The organism is Afipia sp. GW821-FHT04G03 (genome assembly GCF_059419985.1).
The window spans coordinates 209,314-225,800 of record NZ_JBWKSV010000003.1 but is presented as its reverse complement, the minus strand read 5'-3'; the positions used below and the strand labels follow the sequence as shown (position 1 = coordinate 225,800).

Here is a 16,487-nt window from a genome sequence, read left to right as displayed (position 1 = left end):
GATACATGAAGGTCACGCTCACCCCGGCCGGAGCCGGGATGAGCGCAATGGTAAAGCGGCCCGTTACGGGCGGGTCATCTTGCAGGTGGTCGGCAGAACGGTCTTGTCGGCATCGATCTTGGCGACGCCCTTCCAGCCCCAGCCGGTCTTTTCCTCGTCGAACGTTTCCTTGTTCTTCAGTTCGCCGAACTGCGCGATGTAGATCGGCTGGAAGAACTGGTGATCGTCCTTGCGCATGAAGCCCTTGCCGCCGTTGAACACTTCATAGTCCATGCCTTCGAGAGCGGCAGCGACCTTGACCGGCTCAAGCGACTTGGCCTTTTCGGCGGCGAGCGCGAACATCCGCATTTCGTTGACGGCGCGCGGATAGAACAGGCTGAAGCCGTACTTGTCGCGGAGCGCCTTTTCAAACGCCTTCGACGCATCATGCTCGATGTTCGGATAGCCTTCGGCGACCTGGAAGACCTGATCGTTCAGGTTGGCCTGCTTGATGGCGGTCGGGCCACCCGTGCCACCCGCGTAATAGGTGTACCAGTTGACCTTCAGACCGGAGTCGGCGGCTGCTTTCAGCAACAGCGCAAAGTCCTGGCCCCAGTTGCCGGTGATGACGCTGTCCGCGCCGGAGGCCTTGATCTTCGCGATATAGGGCGCGAAGTCGGTGACCTTCAGCAGCGGATGCTTCTCGTCGCCGACGATCTCGATGTCGGCGCGCTTCGCTTTCAGCATGGCGCGCGCGGTGGTGCGCACGGATTCGCCGAACGAATAGTCCTGATTGATCAAGTACACTTTCTTGATCGCCGGAACGCCCTTCATGTAGTTGGTGAGGGCTTCCATCTTGATGTCGGAGTTGGCGTCCCAGCGGAAGTGCGAGAAGCTGCACTTTTCGTTGGTGAGAACCGGATCGACCGCGGCGTAGTTGAAGAACAGCACTTCCTTGCCGGGATTGCGCTCGTTGTACTTGGTGATGAAGTCGGTGAGCGCGCCGGCAACCGCAGAGCCGTTGCCCTGGGTGATGTAGCGCACGCCGGCGTCGATCGCCTTCTGCGCCTGGATCAGGCTTTCCTGCGGATTGGTCTTGTTGTCGAGCGGCACGATCTCGACCTTCTTGCCGAGAATTCCGCCCTTGGCGTTCACTTCATCGGCGAGAAACTGGAACGTCTTGAGGCCGATTTCGCCGACGCTGGCGCCGCCGCCCGAAAGCGGGTCGATATAGCCGATTTTGACGGTCTCCTGAGCCAGTGCGGCCCCGCCCAACAGCGGAAGCATCACAGCGGCAGCAAAAATAGATTTACGCATTCTTCTCTCCCTGAATTAGTGACGGCTTTTTTGAGGGATTGCGCATGTTCTGAACGCATCCCAGCCATTCAGTTGCGGATTGTGGGCCAAGGGATCGGGACTCGCAAGCCCGGTCTTGAGCGGCCGGGGGGAATGCTTAATGTGCGGCCACAACAGCGAACGCTATGAAATTGCGAAAAGAACAGGCATGGATCGTTTTGCGTATCGGATTACGAGAAATTCATCCGGGGCGATCTGCGGACGGGGACAGCGCGTGATTTCCAAAGGCCGCCATGCCGTTTGATCTGAAAGGTAAGCGGGTCTTTGTCGCCGGTCATCGGGGGATGGTCGGCAGCGCCCTGGTACGGCGTCTTGCCCGCGAGGACGTCGAGGTGCTGACAGTTTCGCGCAGCGAAACAGATTTGGGCGATCAGGCTGCGACCAACCGCTGGTTCGCCGCGAACCGTCCACAGGTTGTTTTCCACGCCGCCGCGAAGGTCGGCGGTATTGTCGCCAACAACACGCTGCGGGCGGAATTCATCTACGACAACCTGATGATCGCGGCCAACGTGATCCACGCGGCGCATGTCAACGGCGCCGAAAAGCTGCTGTTTCTCGGGTCGTCCTGCATCTATCCGAAACTCGCCCCGCAGCCGCTGCGCGAGGATTCGCTGCTGACGGACACGCTGGAGCCGACCAACGAGCCGTATGCGATTGCCAAGATCGCGGGCGTCAAGATGGCGGAGGCGTACCGCAGCCAGTACGGCAGCGACTTCATCAGCATCATGCCGACCAACCTCTATGGCCCCGGCGACAACTACCATCCCGAATACAGCCATGTGGTTGCGGCCCTGATCCGGCGCTTTCACGAGGCGAAGCAGACCGGCGCGCGCGAGGTCGTGGTCTGGGGCACCGGGACGCCGCGCCGCGAGTTTCTTTATGTGGACGACATGGCGGACGCGTCCGTCCATTTGATGAAGACCTATTCCGAGAGCGGTCTCATCAATGTCGGCACCGGCGAGGACATTACCATCGCCGAGTTCGCGAAGGTGGTGGCGAAAACCGTGGGCTATACCGGCGAGATCGTCTTCGATCGCACCAAGCCGGACGGCACGCCGCGCAAGCTGCTCGATGTCGGCAAGCTCGCGGCAACCGGATGGCGCGCGCGCACCTCGCTCGACGATGGCATCAAGCTGGCGTATGCGGCGTTTCTCAAGGAACAGCCATAACGGCTGCTGAACCAGATCTCCCGGATCTATTGCGACGACGCCGGATTTTTGCGGCCCTGCCTGGCGTTCGCCGCGCGCGGGTTGCGGTAGCATTCGGCATAGACCGCGGCGCCCGATTCCTTGCACGCCTTGTAGGACGCAAACATGCAGTCGCCGGGTCGGCTGATATCGCCCTTCGTCCGGATGCAGAACGCCTTGTCATCGGCCGACGTCGATGAAGGCGAGGTCGCGCCGACAAGCGGTGTGGCGAGCCCGGCGGCGGGCGCGACCAGACCGGCGATGGAGACCAGGAATGCGAACATGAGCTTCATGGGGACCTCCTTGATCGAACGAATAAACCCTGCCGGGAGGTCAAGGTTCCGCGATATCCTCACGTATCCGGCGCGGAACGGGCGTCATGCCCCATCGTTGGCTGCTCATGACGACAAACGACACCTACGACCTTCAGCGATTTGTCCACGCGCAAGAGCATGTCTATCCGCGCGTGCTGTCGGAACTTCGGGCGGGACGGAAATCGAGCCACTGGATGTGGTTCATTTTTCCACAGATCGCGGGCCTTGGCGCGAGTGCAATGTCGCAGCAATATGCGATCCGCTCGCGTCTTGAGGCCGAGGCCTATCTTGAGCATCCGGTGCTCGGGCCACGGCTGCGCGAATGCACGCAACTGGTGACCGCGGTCGATGGCAGGACGATCACCGGCATTCTCGGCTCGCCCGACGACATGAAATTCAGGTCGTCGATGACGCTGTTTGCAAAGGTCGCATCCGACAATGCTGACTTTGTCGCTGCCCTCAAAAAATACTATGACGGCGAATTCGACGGCGCGACAATGGCCCGGCTTTGAGCGACAGTGACATCATGAAACAGAGCCGTATCCTTTCGACCGGCGTTGAAACCATCGCCACGTCGGTGCTCACCGTGCCGACCAGGGGCGAGGGCTTTATCGACATCACGAACGAGGTCGCGCGGTTCCTGGAGCAAACAGGCGGTGAGACCGGCGTCGTCAGTTTGTTTATCCGGCACATCTCGGCCTCGCTGACCATTCAGGAGAACGCCGACCCGGATGTGCTGGCGGACCTGATCACGTCGTTGCGGCGGTTGGCCCCTGCCGACGGCGGCTGGCGTCATACGGTCGAAGGTCCGGACGACATGCCGGCGCATATCAAAACCATGCTGACCTGCACCAGCCAGCAAATTCCGGTCATCGATGGGGCGCTCGCGCTCGGCACCTGGCAGGCGATCTATCTGATTGAACACAGGACCCGGCCGCACAGCCGCGAGGTTGTGATGCAGTTCATGGGGAGCAAAAGTTAGCAGGGCTGCGTCAGGGCAGAATGCGCTCCCTCGCCCCGCTTGCGGGGAGAGGTCATGCACGCACACCCGGTATTCTGTGTTACCCCGCCGCGCTCGCGGTCTTGCCGTCGCTCTTTTTCTTTTTCGGCTTCGGCAATATCGCGACCGTGCCGATCACTTCGCTGCGTTCGAGTTCGGTGATCTCGGCGTCGCTCAGTCCCAGCAGCTCGCGCAGCACTTCATGATTGTGCTGGCCGAGCGTCGGTGCGAGATGCGTGATGGCGTAAGGCAATTCGCTGTCGCCTTCGCGATACGCCACCGACGGCAGCAGATGCGGCCCCATGAACGGCCGGTCGCTCGGCTGCCAGTGGCCGGTTTTCAGCAGATGCGGATCGTTAGCGAGATCCTGCGGCAGCTTGGCAATGCCGGCGGCGATGCCGGCCTTTTGCAACGTCACCATCGCAATGTCGGGGCGCACGTCGGCAAGCCATTGCCGGATCGCAACCTCGATGCGGTCCTCGTGCGCGCGCCGGCCTTCGACGGTGCCAAGTTCGGCGTCAGCCGCGAGGTCCGCCCGCCGCATGACGCCGCACAGCGCGCGCCACTCGTCGTCGGTTCGCACCGCAAGCGTGATCCATTGATCGATGCCGAGCGTCGGGAAGCAGCCGTTCGGCACGTGCTGCGGATGGCGGTTGCCGATGCGCGGGCTGGTTTTGCCGGTGGCCGACTGTTCGAGGATCGAGGGCGCGACCATCGGCAACATGCATTCGACCTGGCTGAGATCGATGTGCTGGCCTTCGCCGGTGTTGCGCTGGTGCATGAAGCCAAGCAGCAGCGCCGCCGCGCCGTTGAGGCCGCCGATCGGATCGCCGAGCGCGGCGTGCAGCATAGTTGGCGGATCGTCCGGACCGCCGGTGACGGAAGGAAGCCCCGACGCCTGTTCGAGCGTCGAGCCATAGGCGCGCACGCCGCTCCATTTGCCGGTCATGCCGAACGCGGGCATCGTCACCACCACAAGGCGCGGATTGATTTTCAACAGCGTCTCAAAGCCGAGGCCGAGACGCGGCATCACGTCGGCGGCGTAATTGTCGATCACGGCATCGGCGTCCTGCATCAGCCGCTTCAGCAGCGTCAGGCCCGCGTCCGAGGTGAGGTCCAGCGTGATGCCGCGCTTGTTGCGGTTGTTCATCTGGAACCAGTACGTCTTCTCGTAGGTCCGCTCCTCGTGATAGGGCGGCCGCGTGTCGGTGCCGCGAAACCAGTCCGGATACTGGCAGGACTCCACTTTAATGACATCCGCGCCGAGGTCGCCCATCTGGCGCGTCGCGGTCGGTCCGGCCCAGCCCATGGTGAGGTCGATGATGCGCAGGCCTTTCAGCGGCAGCGCATCCGCCGGCGTCGCGGCGCGCGTTGCTTTTCGCGTGTGCGCGGGCAGGGCGGTTGTGTCGTCCGCGCCGGCGAGCGGTGCGCGCCCGTTGGTTTTCGGCCGCGCGCGCGTGAGATGCTGCGGCAATACCGGTCCCTCGAACGACGCGTCGCCGATGCTTACGGGACCGAACGCGCCGCGGCTGCGATGCACCTCCTGCGCAAGCAGTTCTTCCATGTCCGGCACGATGGCGAGCGGCAGCCGCAATTCGATGCCGCGCTCGAACCATTCCATCGCGGTGCGCTTCAGCAGCGCCGGCGTGATGATCGCCTTCAACTGATCGGCATGATGAAAGCGGCCGATGGTTGTGTTGTAGATCGGATCGGCGGCGAGATCCGGCATGTCGAGCAGGGTGCAGAACGCCGTCCACTGCGCGGGCGTGACCACGGTGACGCCGAGCCAGCCGTGCCGGGTTTGAAAGTTTCCGCTCGGATAGCCGCGCCCGAAACGGTTGATACCGGCGCGCGGGCGCGTGAAGCCGGCCTCCAGCGCCAACCCCGTATCGAACTCGCTGATGTGCAGCAGTGCTTCGAGATCGTTCACCGCGAACCGCCGCGCGCCGTGCGCGTGTCCGTACAGGCCTGCGAGACTCGGAATGAACGCGGTCAGTCCGCCGACCACGCCGATCTGGCCATCGCGCGGCAACACCGGCGGCCCTTCGACGGCGCCGACCAGTTTCACCAGTCCCGCAAGGCTGCGGCACACCGAGTCGGTGGCTTGATAATTGCGATAGGGGCCATGTTCGCCGAACCACGACAGCGCAGTGATCGCCAGGCCCGGATCGTTCGCGCGCAAGAGATCATGCGAAATCCGTGATGCTTTCACGTCGTCGGGATGCCGCGCGTCGAGCAGCAGGTCGGCGGTGGCGAGCAGCGCGAGAATTCTGTCCGCGTCCGCAGGCGTCTCCGGATCGGCCAGAATACTTTTCTTGTTGGTGTTGAGCCATGCGAAGTTAAGGCTCTCGCGCTGTCCGGAGCCCACATCGGCCAGCGGCGGAATGCGGCGGCCGGGATCGCCGCCTTGCGGTTCGATCTTGATGACCTCCGCGCCGAAATCCGCGAACAGCTTGCCGCAATAGCCGAGCGTGTCGCCCGATCCGAGTTCGACCACGCGCAACCCTGACAGCGGCAAGTTCGGCATGAGCGCTCCGCTTTTCTTATTTGCAGCGCACAACATTCATGTGCGTGCGCGGCGGTTGTCTTAGCAAGGACCACCGCGTTCGCAAAGCCGATGAAGCGTCAATGATCCGTTGGCGACGGCAACTGCTTTGCCGTTTCGCCCTGCAAAACTTTGCGTTCCGCCGTGCGCGTCACCAGCCGGAAGAACAGCGGCACGAAGATGATCGCGAGCGCGGTCGCAGCGATCATGCCGCCGATCACGCCGGTGCCGATGGAGTGACGGCTGGCCGATCCTGCGCCGGTGGAAATCGCCAGCGGCAGCACGCCGAGGATGAAGGCGAGCGACGTCATGACGATCGGGCGGAAGCGCAACCGCGCGGCTTCCAGCGCGGCGTCGTAGATCGAAAGGCCGTCGCGATGCCGTTGCGCTGCGAACTCCACGATCAGAATCGCGTTCTTTGCTGCAAGGCCGATCAGCGTCACGAGTCCGATCTGGAAATAGATGTCGTTCTCGATGCCGCGCACCCAGATTGCGAGGATCGCGCCGAACAGCGCGAACGGCACGGCGGTCAGCACCGCCAGCGGCAGCGACCAGCGTTCGTATTGCGCGGCGAGAATGAGGAACACCATCAGCAGGCCGAACAGGAAGCCCTGATAGCCGGTGCCGGCGGTGGCGAGTTCCTGATACGCCGAGCCGGTCCAGCCGACCGAGTAATCGGTGCCGAGCGTCTTGTTGACGATCTCCTGCATCGTCGCCAGCGACTGGCCGGAGGAATAGCCCGGCGCGGGGTTGCCGAGAATTTTAGCCGCCGGGAAAATGTTGAAGCGATCCACCGTGTCCGGTCCGACCACGCGCTCCACCGTCACCAGCGCATTCAGCGGAATCATCGCGCCGGAATCCGAGCGGACATAGATGAAGCGCAGATCGTCGGGCGAGGACCGGAAATCGGCTTCGGACGACAGGCTGACGCGGTAGGTTCGTCCGAACAGCGTGAAGTCGTTGACATAGAGGCTGCCGACGCCGCTTTGCATCGTGTCGAAAATGCTGTTGATCGGCACGCCGAGCGTCTTGGCCTTGTTGCGGTCGACATTGATCCGGTATTGCGGGATCGTTGTGGAGAACTGGTTTCTGACGCCGGCGAGTTCGGGGCGCTTGTTGGCTTCGGCCACCACCTTGTTGGCGGCTTCCGCCAGCGCCTCAAGCGATGCACCGGAGCGGTTCTGCAAGTACAGCTCGAAGCCGCCGGTGGTGCTGATGCCCTGAATGGGCGGCGGATTGAACGCGAACACCACGCCGTCACGGAACAGGCCGCTCAGGCTGGCGAGCGATGGCGCGATATTGCGGGCGTCGTCCTCCGGCTTGGGACGTTCCGCCCAGTCCTTCAGGGTGATGAAGGCGACGCCTGCGCTGGTCATTTGCGCGCCGGAGAGAATGTCGAATCCGGAAAATGAAACGACACCCCGCACCGCCGGCATCTTGTTGATCGCATCGACGGCGACGGCATTGACCGCGCGCGTGCGGCTCAGGGACGCGGCCGGCGGGAGTTGCGTCACCATCAGCACGTAGCCCTGGTCCTCCTGCGGAACGAGACTGCCGGGCACCACCCGGAACAGCAGCGCGGTCGCGCCGAGCATGCACGCGACGATGATGAGCGAGAGGGCGGTTCGTCTGAGGAAGAAATCGACAATGCCGGTATAACGCTCGGTGAGCCATGCGAAGCCGCGGTTGAAAATCCGGAACGGCTTCGCCGGTTCGTGATGCTGCTGCTCCAGCAGCAGTGCGGCCAGTGCCGGTGTCAGCGTCAGCGCGACGATGCCTGAAATCACCACGGACACCGAGATGGTGACTGCGAATTGCCGGTACAACTCGCCGGCGAGGCCGCCGAGAAACGACACCGGCACGAACACGGCGCACAGCGTCAGCACGATGGCGACCACCGGGCCGCTGACTTCCTCCATCGCCTGGATGGCGGCGTCGCGCGGCGTCTTCTTCTGGGTGCGCATGATGCGCTCGACATTTTCCAGCACCACGATGGCGTCGTCGACCACGATGCCGATGGCCAGCACCATGCCGAACAGCGTCAGCAGGTTGATGGAGAATCCCAAGAGGTACATGCCGGCGAAGGTGCCGATCAGCGAGACCGGCACTGCGATCACCGGGATGATCGTCGCACGCCAGCTTTGCAGGAAGATGAACACAACCAGCACGACGAGAATGATCGCCTCGATGAAGGTCTTGATGACTTCCTCGATCGACACTTCGACGAACCGCGTGGTGTCGAACGGGATCTGGTATTCGAGCCCCTCCGGAAAGCGCGCTTGCAGCCGCTCCATCGTCGCCCTGACGCTCTTGGCGACCTCAAGCGCGTTGGCGCCGGACTGAAGGTAGACGCCGATCGGCACGGTCGGCGCGCCGCGATAGGTCGCGGAGAAGGCGTAGTTCAGCGAGCCGAGTTCCACGCGCGCGACATCCTTGACGCGCAGCGCCCCGCCGAATTCGTCGGAGCGTATGATGATGTTCTCGAATTCGTGCGGATCGGCGAAGCGGCCCTGCGTGGTCACGGAATAGGTGAAGGAGGGCGGGTTGGTCTGCGGTTCCTCGCCGAAGCGCCCGGCGGGAAACTGCGCATTCTGTTCGCGGATGGCGGTGGCGATGTCGCTGGTCGTGAGGTTGTACTGCGCGAGCTTGTCCGGCCGCAGCCAGATCCGCATCGAATAGTCCGATGCGCCGAACAGCGAGGCGTCGCCGACGCCCGGCGTGCGGCGCAGTTCGTCGATTACGTTGATCAGCGCGTAGTTGCTGATGAAAATGGTGTCGTAGCGCTGGCTGGGCGAGGCCATCGCGATCACTTGCAGGATCGAGGCTGAGCGCTTCTGCACCACCACGCCCTGCCGCTGCACTTCGGACGGCAGCAGCGGGGTGGCGCGCTGGACGCGATTGCTGACGTTGATGGTGTTCTGGTCGGGATTGGTGCCGATTGCGAAGGTGATGGAAATGGTCAGCGTGCCGGAGCCGGTCGATGTCGAGCGCATGTAGAGCATGTTCTCGACGCCGTTGATCTGCTGCTCCAGCGGTGCTGCCACGGTTTCCGCGATGGTCTGCGCCGACGCGCCGGGATAGGTCGCGGACACTCGCACCTCGGGCGGCACGATCTCGGGATATTGCGCGATCGGCAGCGCGCGCATGGCGATGAATCCCGCCAGCACGATAACGATGGAAATGACCGCGGCGAAGACCGGCCGGTCGATGAAGAATTTCGAGAACATTACTTGGCCTGACCTGACTTGTCGGAGCCCTGCGGCGGCGTACCGCCGTTCTTCGCATTGTCGTTTGTGGCCTTGTCGGTTTTTGGATCGTCGTTCTTGGCGACGAACGGCACCGGCTTGACCGGCCCGCCCGGACGCACCCTCATGACGCCATCGACGATGATCCTGTCGCCTTCATTCAGTCCTTCCCTGACGATCCAGCCCTCCTTTGTCTCGCGGTCGAACTTGATCGGCTTGACGATGACGCCGTTGCTGGCCGGATTGATCACATAGACGAAAGGTCCTTGCGGCCCTTGCGACACCGCCTGCTGCGGGATCACGAAGACGCCCGGCACCGTGACGCCCGTCAGCAGCACGCGCACGAACTGGTTGGGCAGCAGCGCGCCGTCTGGATTGGGGAAGATCGAGCGGATCTGGATGGTGCCGGTGCGCGCATCCACGGTGGAGGACGAGACGTTGAGCTTGCCCTTCACCGGATAGGCGGTGCCGTCGCCGAACTGGATGGTGACGGTGATGTCGTCCTCGGTCAGCGGCTTGTCGCGCGCGCGGTTGAGATCGCGCAGTTCGGTGAACTCCGATTCGCTGGTGGAGAAATTGACGTAGGCCGGATCGAGCTGCGTGATCGTGGTCAGGATGGTTTGCTGCGCCAGCGCGAGCGAGCCTTCCGGCGGCGACACCAGACTGGTCGGGCCGGATACCGGCGCGGTGATGGTGGTGAACTCGATATTCAGCTTGGCGGTGTTGATGTCCGCCTTGGTCGCTGCAATCGCGGCGCGTGACTGGTCGCGGGCGGCGCGGGCGTCCTCAAGCTGCTTGGCGGTGGCGACCTGGCGCTTCGCCAGTTCGTCGATGCGGTTGAAGTTTTCCTCGGCCTGCACCGAGGTGGCTTCCGCCTGCGCCAGTTGCGCATTGGCGCGGTCGAGCGAGGCCTGATAGGTGCGCGGATCGATGCGGAACAGCACGTCGCCCTGTTTGACCTTGGAGCCTTCGATATATTCGCGCTTCAGGATGGTGCCGCTGATCTGCGGTCGCACCTCGACAATGCGGTAACCCGCGACCCGTCCGGCATAGGTCAGCGCAAGCGGCACCTCGGTGCGGCGCAACTCGACCACGCCCACTTCCGGCGGCGGAGGTGCGGCCTTCTGCGCGACCTGACCGGACCGGCCGTGCAGGAAATAATACGCGGCCGCGATCAGGGCGAGGAAAACGAGTGCGCTAACGATAAAGCGCGGTTGCCTGTACATTACTTTAACCTGCTGCTGGAGCGTACTGCTTGGTGAATCGCGGCGATGCGGCAGGCGCGCGATCCGAAAGGTCAAACAAATCACGAACGTGCGGATGGAGCAACGGCCAGGAAACTCAGTTTGCTTTCCGGATGCTGCTGCGTCGCGCGGGGCGCCATGGAACCGGAGCGCCCGGTGTCCCGCGCGTCATGATGATGTCACGCGGTGCGGGTCTGCTCCCGCGGAGGTGACTTGTTCAATGTCGCGGCCATCGCGCTGATCAGCGGCTTCATGAAAAAGGAGTCGTTGGCGGGATAAATGTTCGTGGTCAGACCGTTCACTTTTAATTCATCGGATACCACCGGGCCGACCGATGCGACCGGCGTCTGCGCCAGTCCTGCGCGCAGTTGATCCTCGCAGCCATGCGCGCGCGCCACGTCGATCAGCCGCCGCACCTGTCCGGAGCTTGTCAGCGCGATCGCGTCAATGCGCCGCGCCGCCATCTCGCCGATGGCTTTGACGATATGAATGTCCGCCGCCTGGCTGTCATAAATATAGGGCAGCACCGTCTCGACGGTTGCGCCGAGCGCAGCGATCGCGGCGATCAGCCTTGCGTGGTCCTTGTCGGGATAAAGCTGCAGCCCGACGCGATGGCCCTTCAGGTCCTCCTTCGCCAGCATGGCGGCGACGCCGTCCGACGTCGGCGTTTCGGTCTGCACGTTCGCCTCGAGGCCGATCTCGCGCAGTGCGCGCACCGGCTTCGGGCCGCGCGCGAACCGTTTGGATTTGGAAATCGCGGCGATGAAATCCTGATCGACGCCCATGCGCTTCGCCACCGTCATCATGCGGCGCAGGCCTTCGCCGGTCATCAGCACGAGATCGTCGAACGGCTGTCTGATAAAGAGCCTGATCCACGCCTCGACAGGGGCAGGGTCCGGCGCGTCGCGGATGGTGAACATCGGACATTGCAGCACGTCGGCGCCTTGCTCGGACAGCAGGCGCGAAAACTGCGCTTCCTCGCGCGTTTCCAGAATCAGAATCCGGTAGCCATCAAGTCTGCCTGCCATGTGGGCCTTTCGCGACCAAAGTCGAATGGATGGCTTCAACTTATGCCTGCGCACCTTCGGGTGAAAGCCCGTTTTTGCAGATCTCGGCATCCTCCGTTATTGCGAGGAACACTTGCGACGAAGCAATCCAGCTTTTGTCGCTATGGATTGCTTCGCTCGCAATGACGAAGAAACCCGGCGATGCCATTGGCGAAAGTTCCGCATGGATGCTAGAGGAGGGGCCACATTCACCCTCCAGATCAAGTCCCCCATGTCCGCACAACAATTCGTACTGACCCTGTCCTGTCCGGACCGCCCCGGCATTGTGTCGGCGGTCTCGACCTTCCTGTTCGCCAACGGACAGAACATTCTCGACGCGCAGCAATACAGCGACATCGAGACCGGCCGGTTCTTCATGCGGGTGATGTTCGATTCGCCGACCGCTGCCGCCGATCTCGCCACGCTTCAGGCCGGCTTCGGCGTCATCGCCAAGCCGTTCGACATGGTCTGGCAGATGCGCGACCGCAGCACGCGCCAGCGCGTGCTGCTGATGGTGTCGAAGTTCGATCATTGCCTTGTGGATATTCTCTATCGCTGGCGCACCGGCGAATTGCCGATGACCCCGACCGCGATCGTCTCCAACCATCCGCGCGAGACCTATGGCGGGCTCGATTTCGGCGACATCCCGTTTCACTATCTGCCGGTGACGCGCGCCACCAAGGACGAGCAGGAAGCGGCGGTCTGGAAAATCATCCAGGACACCAAGACGGACCTCGTGGTGCTGGCGCGTTACATGCAGGTGCTGTCGGAGGATTTCGCCGGCAAACTATCCGGGCGCTGCATCAATATCCACCACTCGTTCCTGCCGGGGTTCAAGGGCGCGAAGCCCTACCATCAGGCGCATGAGCGCGGCGTCAAGCTGATCGGCGCGACCGCGCACTATGTCACCAGCGATCTCGACGAAGGCCCGATCATCGAGCAGGACATCGAGCGCATCAGCCATCGCGACGCGCCGGAAGATCTGGTGCGCAAGGGCGCCGACATCGAGCGCCGCGTGCTGGCCCGCGCCATGCGCTATCACCTTCAGGACCGCGTGATCCTGAACGGCCGCAAGACCGTGGTGTTTACGGACTGACCTTTCATCACTGCAGGGTGGACTGGTCCTGTTCCATGACGGCGGCCAGCCGTTCAAAACCGCTCCCGGTGCCGGATGCGCGCGCGTCGATCCCGGCGTCGGCGTCGAGCACGGCAGCCTGCTCGGTGAACGTCATTCTGGTTTGTGCGCCGTCTGCCGTGAACACGACAGTCGCCAGCGAGGCCGAGAGCCGCCGCGTGCCAAGCGTCATGTCATAGGCGTAGATGATCCGCTCGCCCGGCACGATGTCGAAGTAGTGCGCGCGAAATCCTCGCATCTCGCCCTCGGCGGTTCGCCATCGGACCGCTTCCGATCCGCCGATCCGGAAATCGAAACTGTCTTCAAGCACGGTCCAGTCCGGATGACATGACGTCCATTTGCGCTTGAGATCGAATTCGGACCAGAACCGGAAGGCATGCGGCGGACGTCCCGGTAGCATGCGTTCGACAACGAAAGTGGCGTGATCCACGGAATTGCGTTTCATCTGGTGTCCTCGGGAAATTCTGCCATCGCCTGCGCCAGCCGGTCGAAGGCCTGATTCATCGCGGTCTCGCGCTGCTTCACCCATTTTCCAATGGAGGCGAGCGCCTGCGGTCGCATGGTGTAGGTGCGAATGCGCCCGGCCTTTTTTGAAACCACGAGACCGCCGTCCTCCAGTACCTTGAGATGCTTGACCGCGGACGGCAGCGCCATGTGCATCGGGTCCGCCAGTTGCTTCACCGACGCAGGGCCGCGGCTCAGCCGCTCAATCATGCTCCTGCGATACGGGTCGGCGAGGGCGTGAAACATGTGATCGATTTGTTGCGAAGCCGGCACGCGTGCCTCCCTCTGTGTCAGAGCGCAAGATAATGCGCAGGCATGACGTCCCGGTAGGGAAACATCTCAAAGAATGGCCGCGCCTCGCTCATCGTTCGCCTAATCGATGGCCGTGCGAGAAGCCGGTCCAGATAGCTCTGAAGGCTGGTCTGGTCAGCGGCGAACGGATGCACGATGGAGGCGAAGAACAGGGCCGACGCCGCTGAACAATCCGCCATCGTGAACTCCTCGCCAGCGGCCCAGTGATTGCCGGACACCTGCCGCTCGATCATGGCATAAGCGGTGTCGAGTGCGGCATGTGCCTCCGCGACGCCGTGCGGATCGTTACAGCCCTCAGGCCGGATGCGATCGGTCACGATCTTCTGCATCGGCGTGCTGACGTAGAGATCGAAAAACCGGTCCCATAGCCGTGTCTGCAATCGCGCCTGGGGATCGTGCGGCAGGAGCGGCGCGGGGCCGGGATAGTTCTGCTGCAAGTATTCGATGATGATGCTGGTTTCCGGGACGGTGCGGCCGGCCGTGTCATCATGGAGGACCGGAATTTTCCCGACCGGCCAGCGCTCCAGCAGGGCTGCCGCCGACGCCGGATCGCCGAAGTTGACCATCTCCGCGCGAAACGCCGTTGCGTTCTCGTACAGTGCGATGAGGACCTTGTGGCAGAACGATGCCAGCGGGTGGATGTAGAGTGTCAGGGCCATGGCCGCCTCAGGCAGTATAGTTTCCGATGTTGGAAACTATACTATTTGAGGCTCGCGGGGGATGGCAACAAATAGTTTCCTCATGTGGAAACTATTTGCCGGTGGCGTGCGGTCACGCAGCCGACAGATGCCGCTCGATGTCTTCGACCGGATGGCCGGTGAGGTCCTTATCGATCTCGGCGAGGACGCGGCCCTTCACGGTTGAATTGATGAGACGGCGCAATTCCGCCAGCGTGCGCGGCGGCGCGACGATCACGAAGCCGGGAATGTCCCGCTCGCGCGCCAGCGCTTCGAGCGCATCGGCGATGGTGCGTGCAAACCGCTGCTCGCCGATCTCGTGCCAGTCGGTCTGCTCGACGGAGCTGCGGCTGCTTCCGACGCTCGCGAACGAGCGCCCCGGCTGATCCGATCCCTGTTCGCGCGTCGGCGGATTGTCGTTGCGCAGCACCTGTTCTGTTTTCAGTCGTACTCCGGTCGCGTTGCCCTCGTTGCGCAGAAACAGCGCTTTTCGCCCGTCGCCGACGATGACGTAGGTATTATGGGGAATGCGGATGATTTCGGTCTTTGTGGTCATTTGATGCGATCTCCTGCGCCGCTGGCATCAGCCAGTCGTTAACCAACCGTCTCGATCCACCTTCGTTCCGGATGCTGCGCGACCTGTTCTCAAAGCGTTCCTGCTCAAAAGATGTTCCGCTCCGCCGTCCGGTTTGCGATAGTAAGCGCACCCATCCGTAAGACCGATTCCGGAGACGATGATGCAGAAATCGAGGCCGCCGTTTCGCGCGGATCACGTCGGCAGCCTGTTGCGGCCGCAGCGGATCAAGGACGCGCGTGCGCGTTTCGCCAAGGGCGAGATCGCGGCGGCGGAATTGCTGCGGGTCGAAAATCTCGAAATCGGCAAGATCGTGCAGAAGCAGAAGCAATCCGGCCTGCGGCTTGCGACCGACGGCGAATTCCGCCGCTCATGGTGGCATTTCGATTTTCTCAAAAATCTTGACGGCTGCGAGCTTTACCAGACCGAAGGCATCCAGTTCGCCGGGGTCACGACGCGCGGCGAGAGCATCCGCGTCACCGGAAAGCTCGATTTCCCGGACGCGCATCCAATGCTCGAACATTTCAGGCTGCTCAAGGACAAATGCGATCTCGCCGGAATCCTGCCGAAGATGACGATTCCGTCGCCGTCGGTGCTGCATTTCCGCGGCGGCCGCAAGGCGATCTCGCAGGAGGTCTATCCAAACCTCGACGACTTCTTCGTCGACCTTGCGAAAACCTATCGCCGCGCGGTGAAGGCGTTCTACGACGCCGGCTGCCGCTATCTGCAATTCGACGACACCGTGTGGGCCTATCTCTGCTCGCAGGATGAACTGGCGAAGCTGCGCGCGCGGGGCGACGACGCCGACGGTCTTCAGGACATCTATGCGCGCGTTATCAACTACGCGATCGCCGAGCGTCCCGCCGACATGACGATCGCGACGCATGTCTGCCGCGGCAATTTCCGCTCGACCTGGATTTCATCCGGCGGCTACGAGCCGGTGGCCGAGGCGCTGCTGTCGCGTGTCAACTATGACGGCTATTTCCTCGAATACGATTCCGAACGCGCGGGCGGGTTCGAGCCGCTGCGCTTCCTGCCCAAAGGCAACAAGATCGTGGTGCTCGGCCTCATCACGTCGAAGACGGGAATCCTCGAGACAAAGGACGACCTCAAGCGGCGCATCGGCGAGGCGGCAAAATTCGTATCGCTCGATCAGCTCGCGCTGTCGCCGCAGTGCGGCTTTGCTTCGACGGAAGAGGGCAATGTCCTCACCGAGGACGAGCAATGGGCCAAGCTGCGTCTCACGGTGGAGATTGCGAACGAGGTGTGGGGGAAGTAGGCGCGGCCCATAACTGGAGTCGCCCCGCACTCTATGTCGTCCCCGCTTTCGCGGGGACGACGCTGTAATAGTCTCGCTCTCGCGGCTGAA

The 16,487-nt window shown here is 62.8% G+C and carries 16 protein-coding genes; 5 read left to right on the top strand and 11 right to left on the bottom strand.

What is annotated here, in order from left to right:
- Nucleotides 1-63: 63 nt before the first annotated feature.
- Nucleotides 64-1,296, bottom strand: coding sequence for a branched-chain amino acid ABC transporter substrate-binding protein (locus AC07UB_RS15510; protein ID WP_494654565.1), 1,233 nt, complete (start codon nucleotides 1,294-1,296; stop codon nucleotides 64-66).
- 272 nt (nucleotides 1,297-1,568) lie between these two features.
- Between AC07UB_RS15510 and fcl the strand changes: the two genes are divergently transcribed.
- On the top strand, nucleotides 1,569-2,504 hold the full coding sequence (gene fcl / locus AC07UB_RS15505) for a GDP-L-fucose synthase (protein WP_492790350.1): 936 nt from the start codon (nucleotides 1,569-1,571) through the stop codon (nucleotides 2,502-2,504).
- 26 nt (nucleotides 2,505-2,530) lie between these two features.
- Here the strand turns inward: fcl and AC07UB_RS15500 are convergent, their stop codons facing one another.
- Nucleotides 2,531-2,815: a DUF3551 domain-containing protein gene (locus AC07UB_RS15500; RefSeq protein WP_494654568.1), complete on the bottom strand. Its 285-nt coding sequence runs from the start codon at nucleotides 2,813-2,815 to the stop codon at nucleotides 2,531-2,533.
- An 86-nt stretch (nucleotides 2,816-2,901) separates the two neighbouring features.
- Here AC07UB_RS15500 and AC07UB_RS15495 point away from each other — a divergent pair, with 86 nt between their 5' ends.
- Together AC07UB_RS15495 and AC07UB_RS15490 are read left to right on the top strand one after the other, a co-directional pair.
- Nucleotides 2,902-3,348 carry a DUF1810 domain-containing protein gene (locus AC07UB_RS15495; RefSeq protein ID WP_494654570.1) on the top strand — a complete coding sequence of 149 codons (447 nt, stop codon included), beginning with the start codon at nucleotides 2,902-2,904 and terminating at the stop codon, nucleotides 3,346-3,348.
- Nucleotides 3,349-3,362: 14 nt separating this feature from the next.
- Nucleotides 3,363-3,818, top strand: a complete 456-nt coding sequence (locus AC07UB_RS15490) for a secondary thiamine-phosphate synthase enzyme YjbQ (protein ID WP_494654572.1) — start codon at nucleotides 3,363-3,365, stop codon at nucleotides 3,816-3,818.
- Nucleotides 3,819-3,897: 79 nt separating this feature from the next.
- Here AC07UB_RS15490 and AC07UB_RS15485 read toward each other — a convergent pair whose 3' ends face one another.
- The 5 genes from AC07UB_RS15485 to AC07UB_RS15465 form a co-directional block, all read right to left on the bottom strand.
- Nucleotides 3,898-6,363 carry a CaiB/BaiF CoA-transferase family protein gene (locus tag AC07UB_RS15485; RefSeq protein ID WP_494654574.1) on the bottom strand — a complete coding sequence of 822 codons (2,466 nt, stop codon included), beginning with the start codon at nucleotides 6,361-6,363 and terminating at the stop codon, nucleotides 3,898-3,900.
- A gap of 98 nt (nucleotides 6,364-6,461) precedes the next feature.
- Nucleotides 6,462-9,608, bottom strand: coding sequence for an efflux RND transporter permease subunit (locus AC07UB_RS15480; protein ID WP_494654576.1), 3,147 nt, complete (start codon nucleotides 9,606-9,608; stop codon nucleotides 6,462-6,464).
- The gene (locus tag AC07UB_RS15475) at nucleotides 9,608-10,852 is read right to left on the bottom strand and encodes an efflux RND transporter periplasmic adaptor subunit (RefSeq protein WP_494654578.1); all 1,245 of its coding nucleotides are present in this window, start codon (nucleotides 10,850-10,852) and stop codon (nucleotides 9,608-9,610) included. Before AC07UB_RS15475 ends, AC07UB_RS15480 begins: the two co-directional genes overlap by 1 nt.
- A 197-nt stretch (nucleotides 10,853-11,049) precedes the next feature.
- Nucleotides 11,050-11,898: a uroporphyrinogen-III synthase gene (locus AC07UB_RS15470; protein ID WP_494654580.1), complete on the bottom strand. Its 849-nt coding sequence runs from the start codon at nucleotides 11,896-11,898 to the stop codon at nucleotides 11,050-11,052.
- 40 nt (nucleotides 11,899-11,938) lie between these two features.
- Entirely contained in the window at nucleotides 11,939-12,085 is a 147-nt protein-coding gene (locus AC07UB_RS15465) for a hypothetical protein (RefSeq protein WP_494654582.1), read from the bottom strand.
- Between the two features lie 63 nt (nucleotides 12,086-12,148).
- On the opposite strand from AC07UB_RS15465, the gene purU reads away from it, so the two are divergent.
- Nucleotides 12,149-13,012, top strand: a complete 864-nt coding sequence (gene purU / locus AC07UB_RS15460) for a formyltetrahydrofolate deformylase (protein ID WP_494654584.1) — start codon at nucleotides 12,149-12,151, stop codon at nucleotides 13,010-13,012.
- A 7-nt stretch (nucleotides 13,013-13,019) separates the two neighbouring features.
- Here purU and AC07UB_RS15455 read toward each other — a convergent pair whose 3' ends face one another.
- The 4 genes from AC07UB_RS15455 to AC07UB_RS15440 form a co-directional block, all read right to left on the bottom strand.
- The gene (locus tag AC07UB_RS15455; RefSeq protein ID WP_494654586.1) at nucleotides 13,020-13,496 is read right to left on the bottom strand and encodes an SRPBCC family protein; all 477 of its coding nucleotides are present in this window, start codon (nucleotides 13,494-13,496) and stop codon (nucleotides 13,020-13,022) included.
- A complete protein-coding gene (locus AC07UB_RS15450) occupies nucleotides 13,493-13,828 on the bottom strand; it encodes an ArsR/SmtB family transcription factor (RefSeq protein ID WP_494654588.1) in 336 nt (111 codons plus the stop codon). The genes AC07UB_RS15455 and AC07UB_RS15450 overlap by 4 nt, the downstream gene beginning before the upstream one ends.
- Before the next feature lie 17 nt (nucleotides 13,829-13,845).
- On the bottom strand, nucleotides 13,846-14,526 hold the full coding sequence (locus AC07UB_RS15445) for a glutathione S-transferase family protein (protein ID WP_494654590.1): 681 nt from the start codon (nucleotides 14,524-14,526) through the stop codon (nucleotides 13,846-13,848).
- A gap of 112 nt (nucleotides 14,527-14,638) precedes the next feature.
- Entirely contained in the window at nucleotides 14,639-15,100 is a 462-nt protein-coding gene (locus tag AC07UB_RS15440) for a baeRF12 domain-containing protein (protein ID WP_492790338.1), read from the bottom strand.
- Between the two features lie 181 nt (nucleotides 15,101-15,281).
- On the opposite strand from AC07UB_RS15440, the gene AC07UB_RS15435 reads away from it, so the two are divergent.
- A complete protein-coding gene (locus tag AC07UB_RS15435; RefSeq protein WP_494654784.1) occupies nucleotides 15,282-16,397 on the top strand; it encodes a cobalamin-independent methionine synthase II family protein in 1,116 nt (371 codons plus the stop codon).
- Nucleotides 16,398-16,487 lie beyond the last annotated feature (90 nt).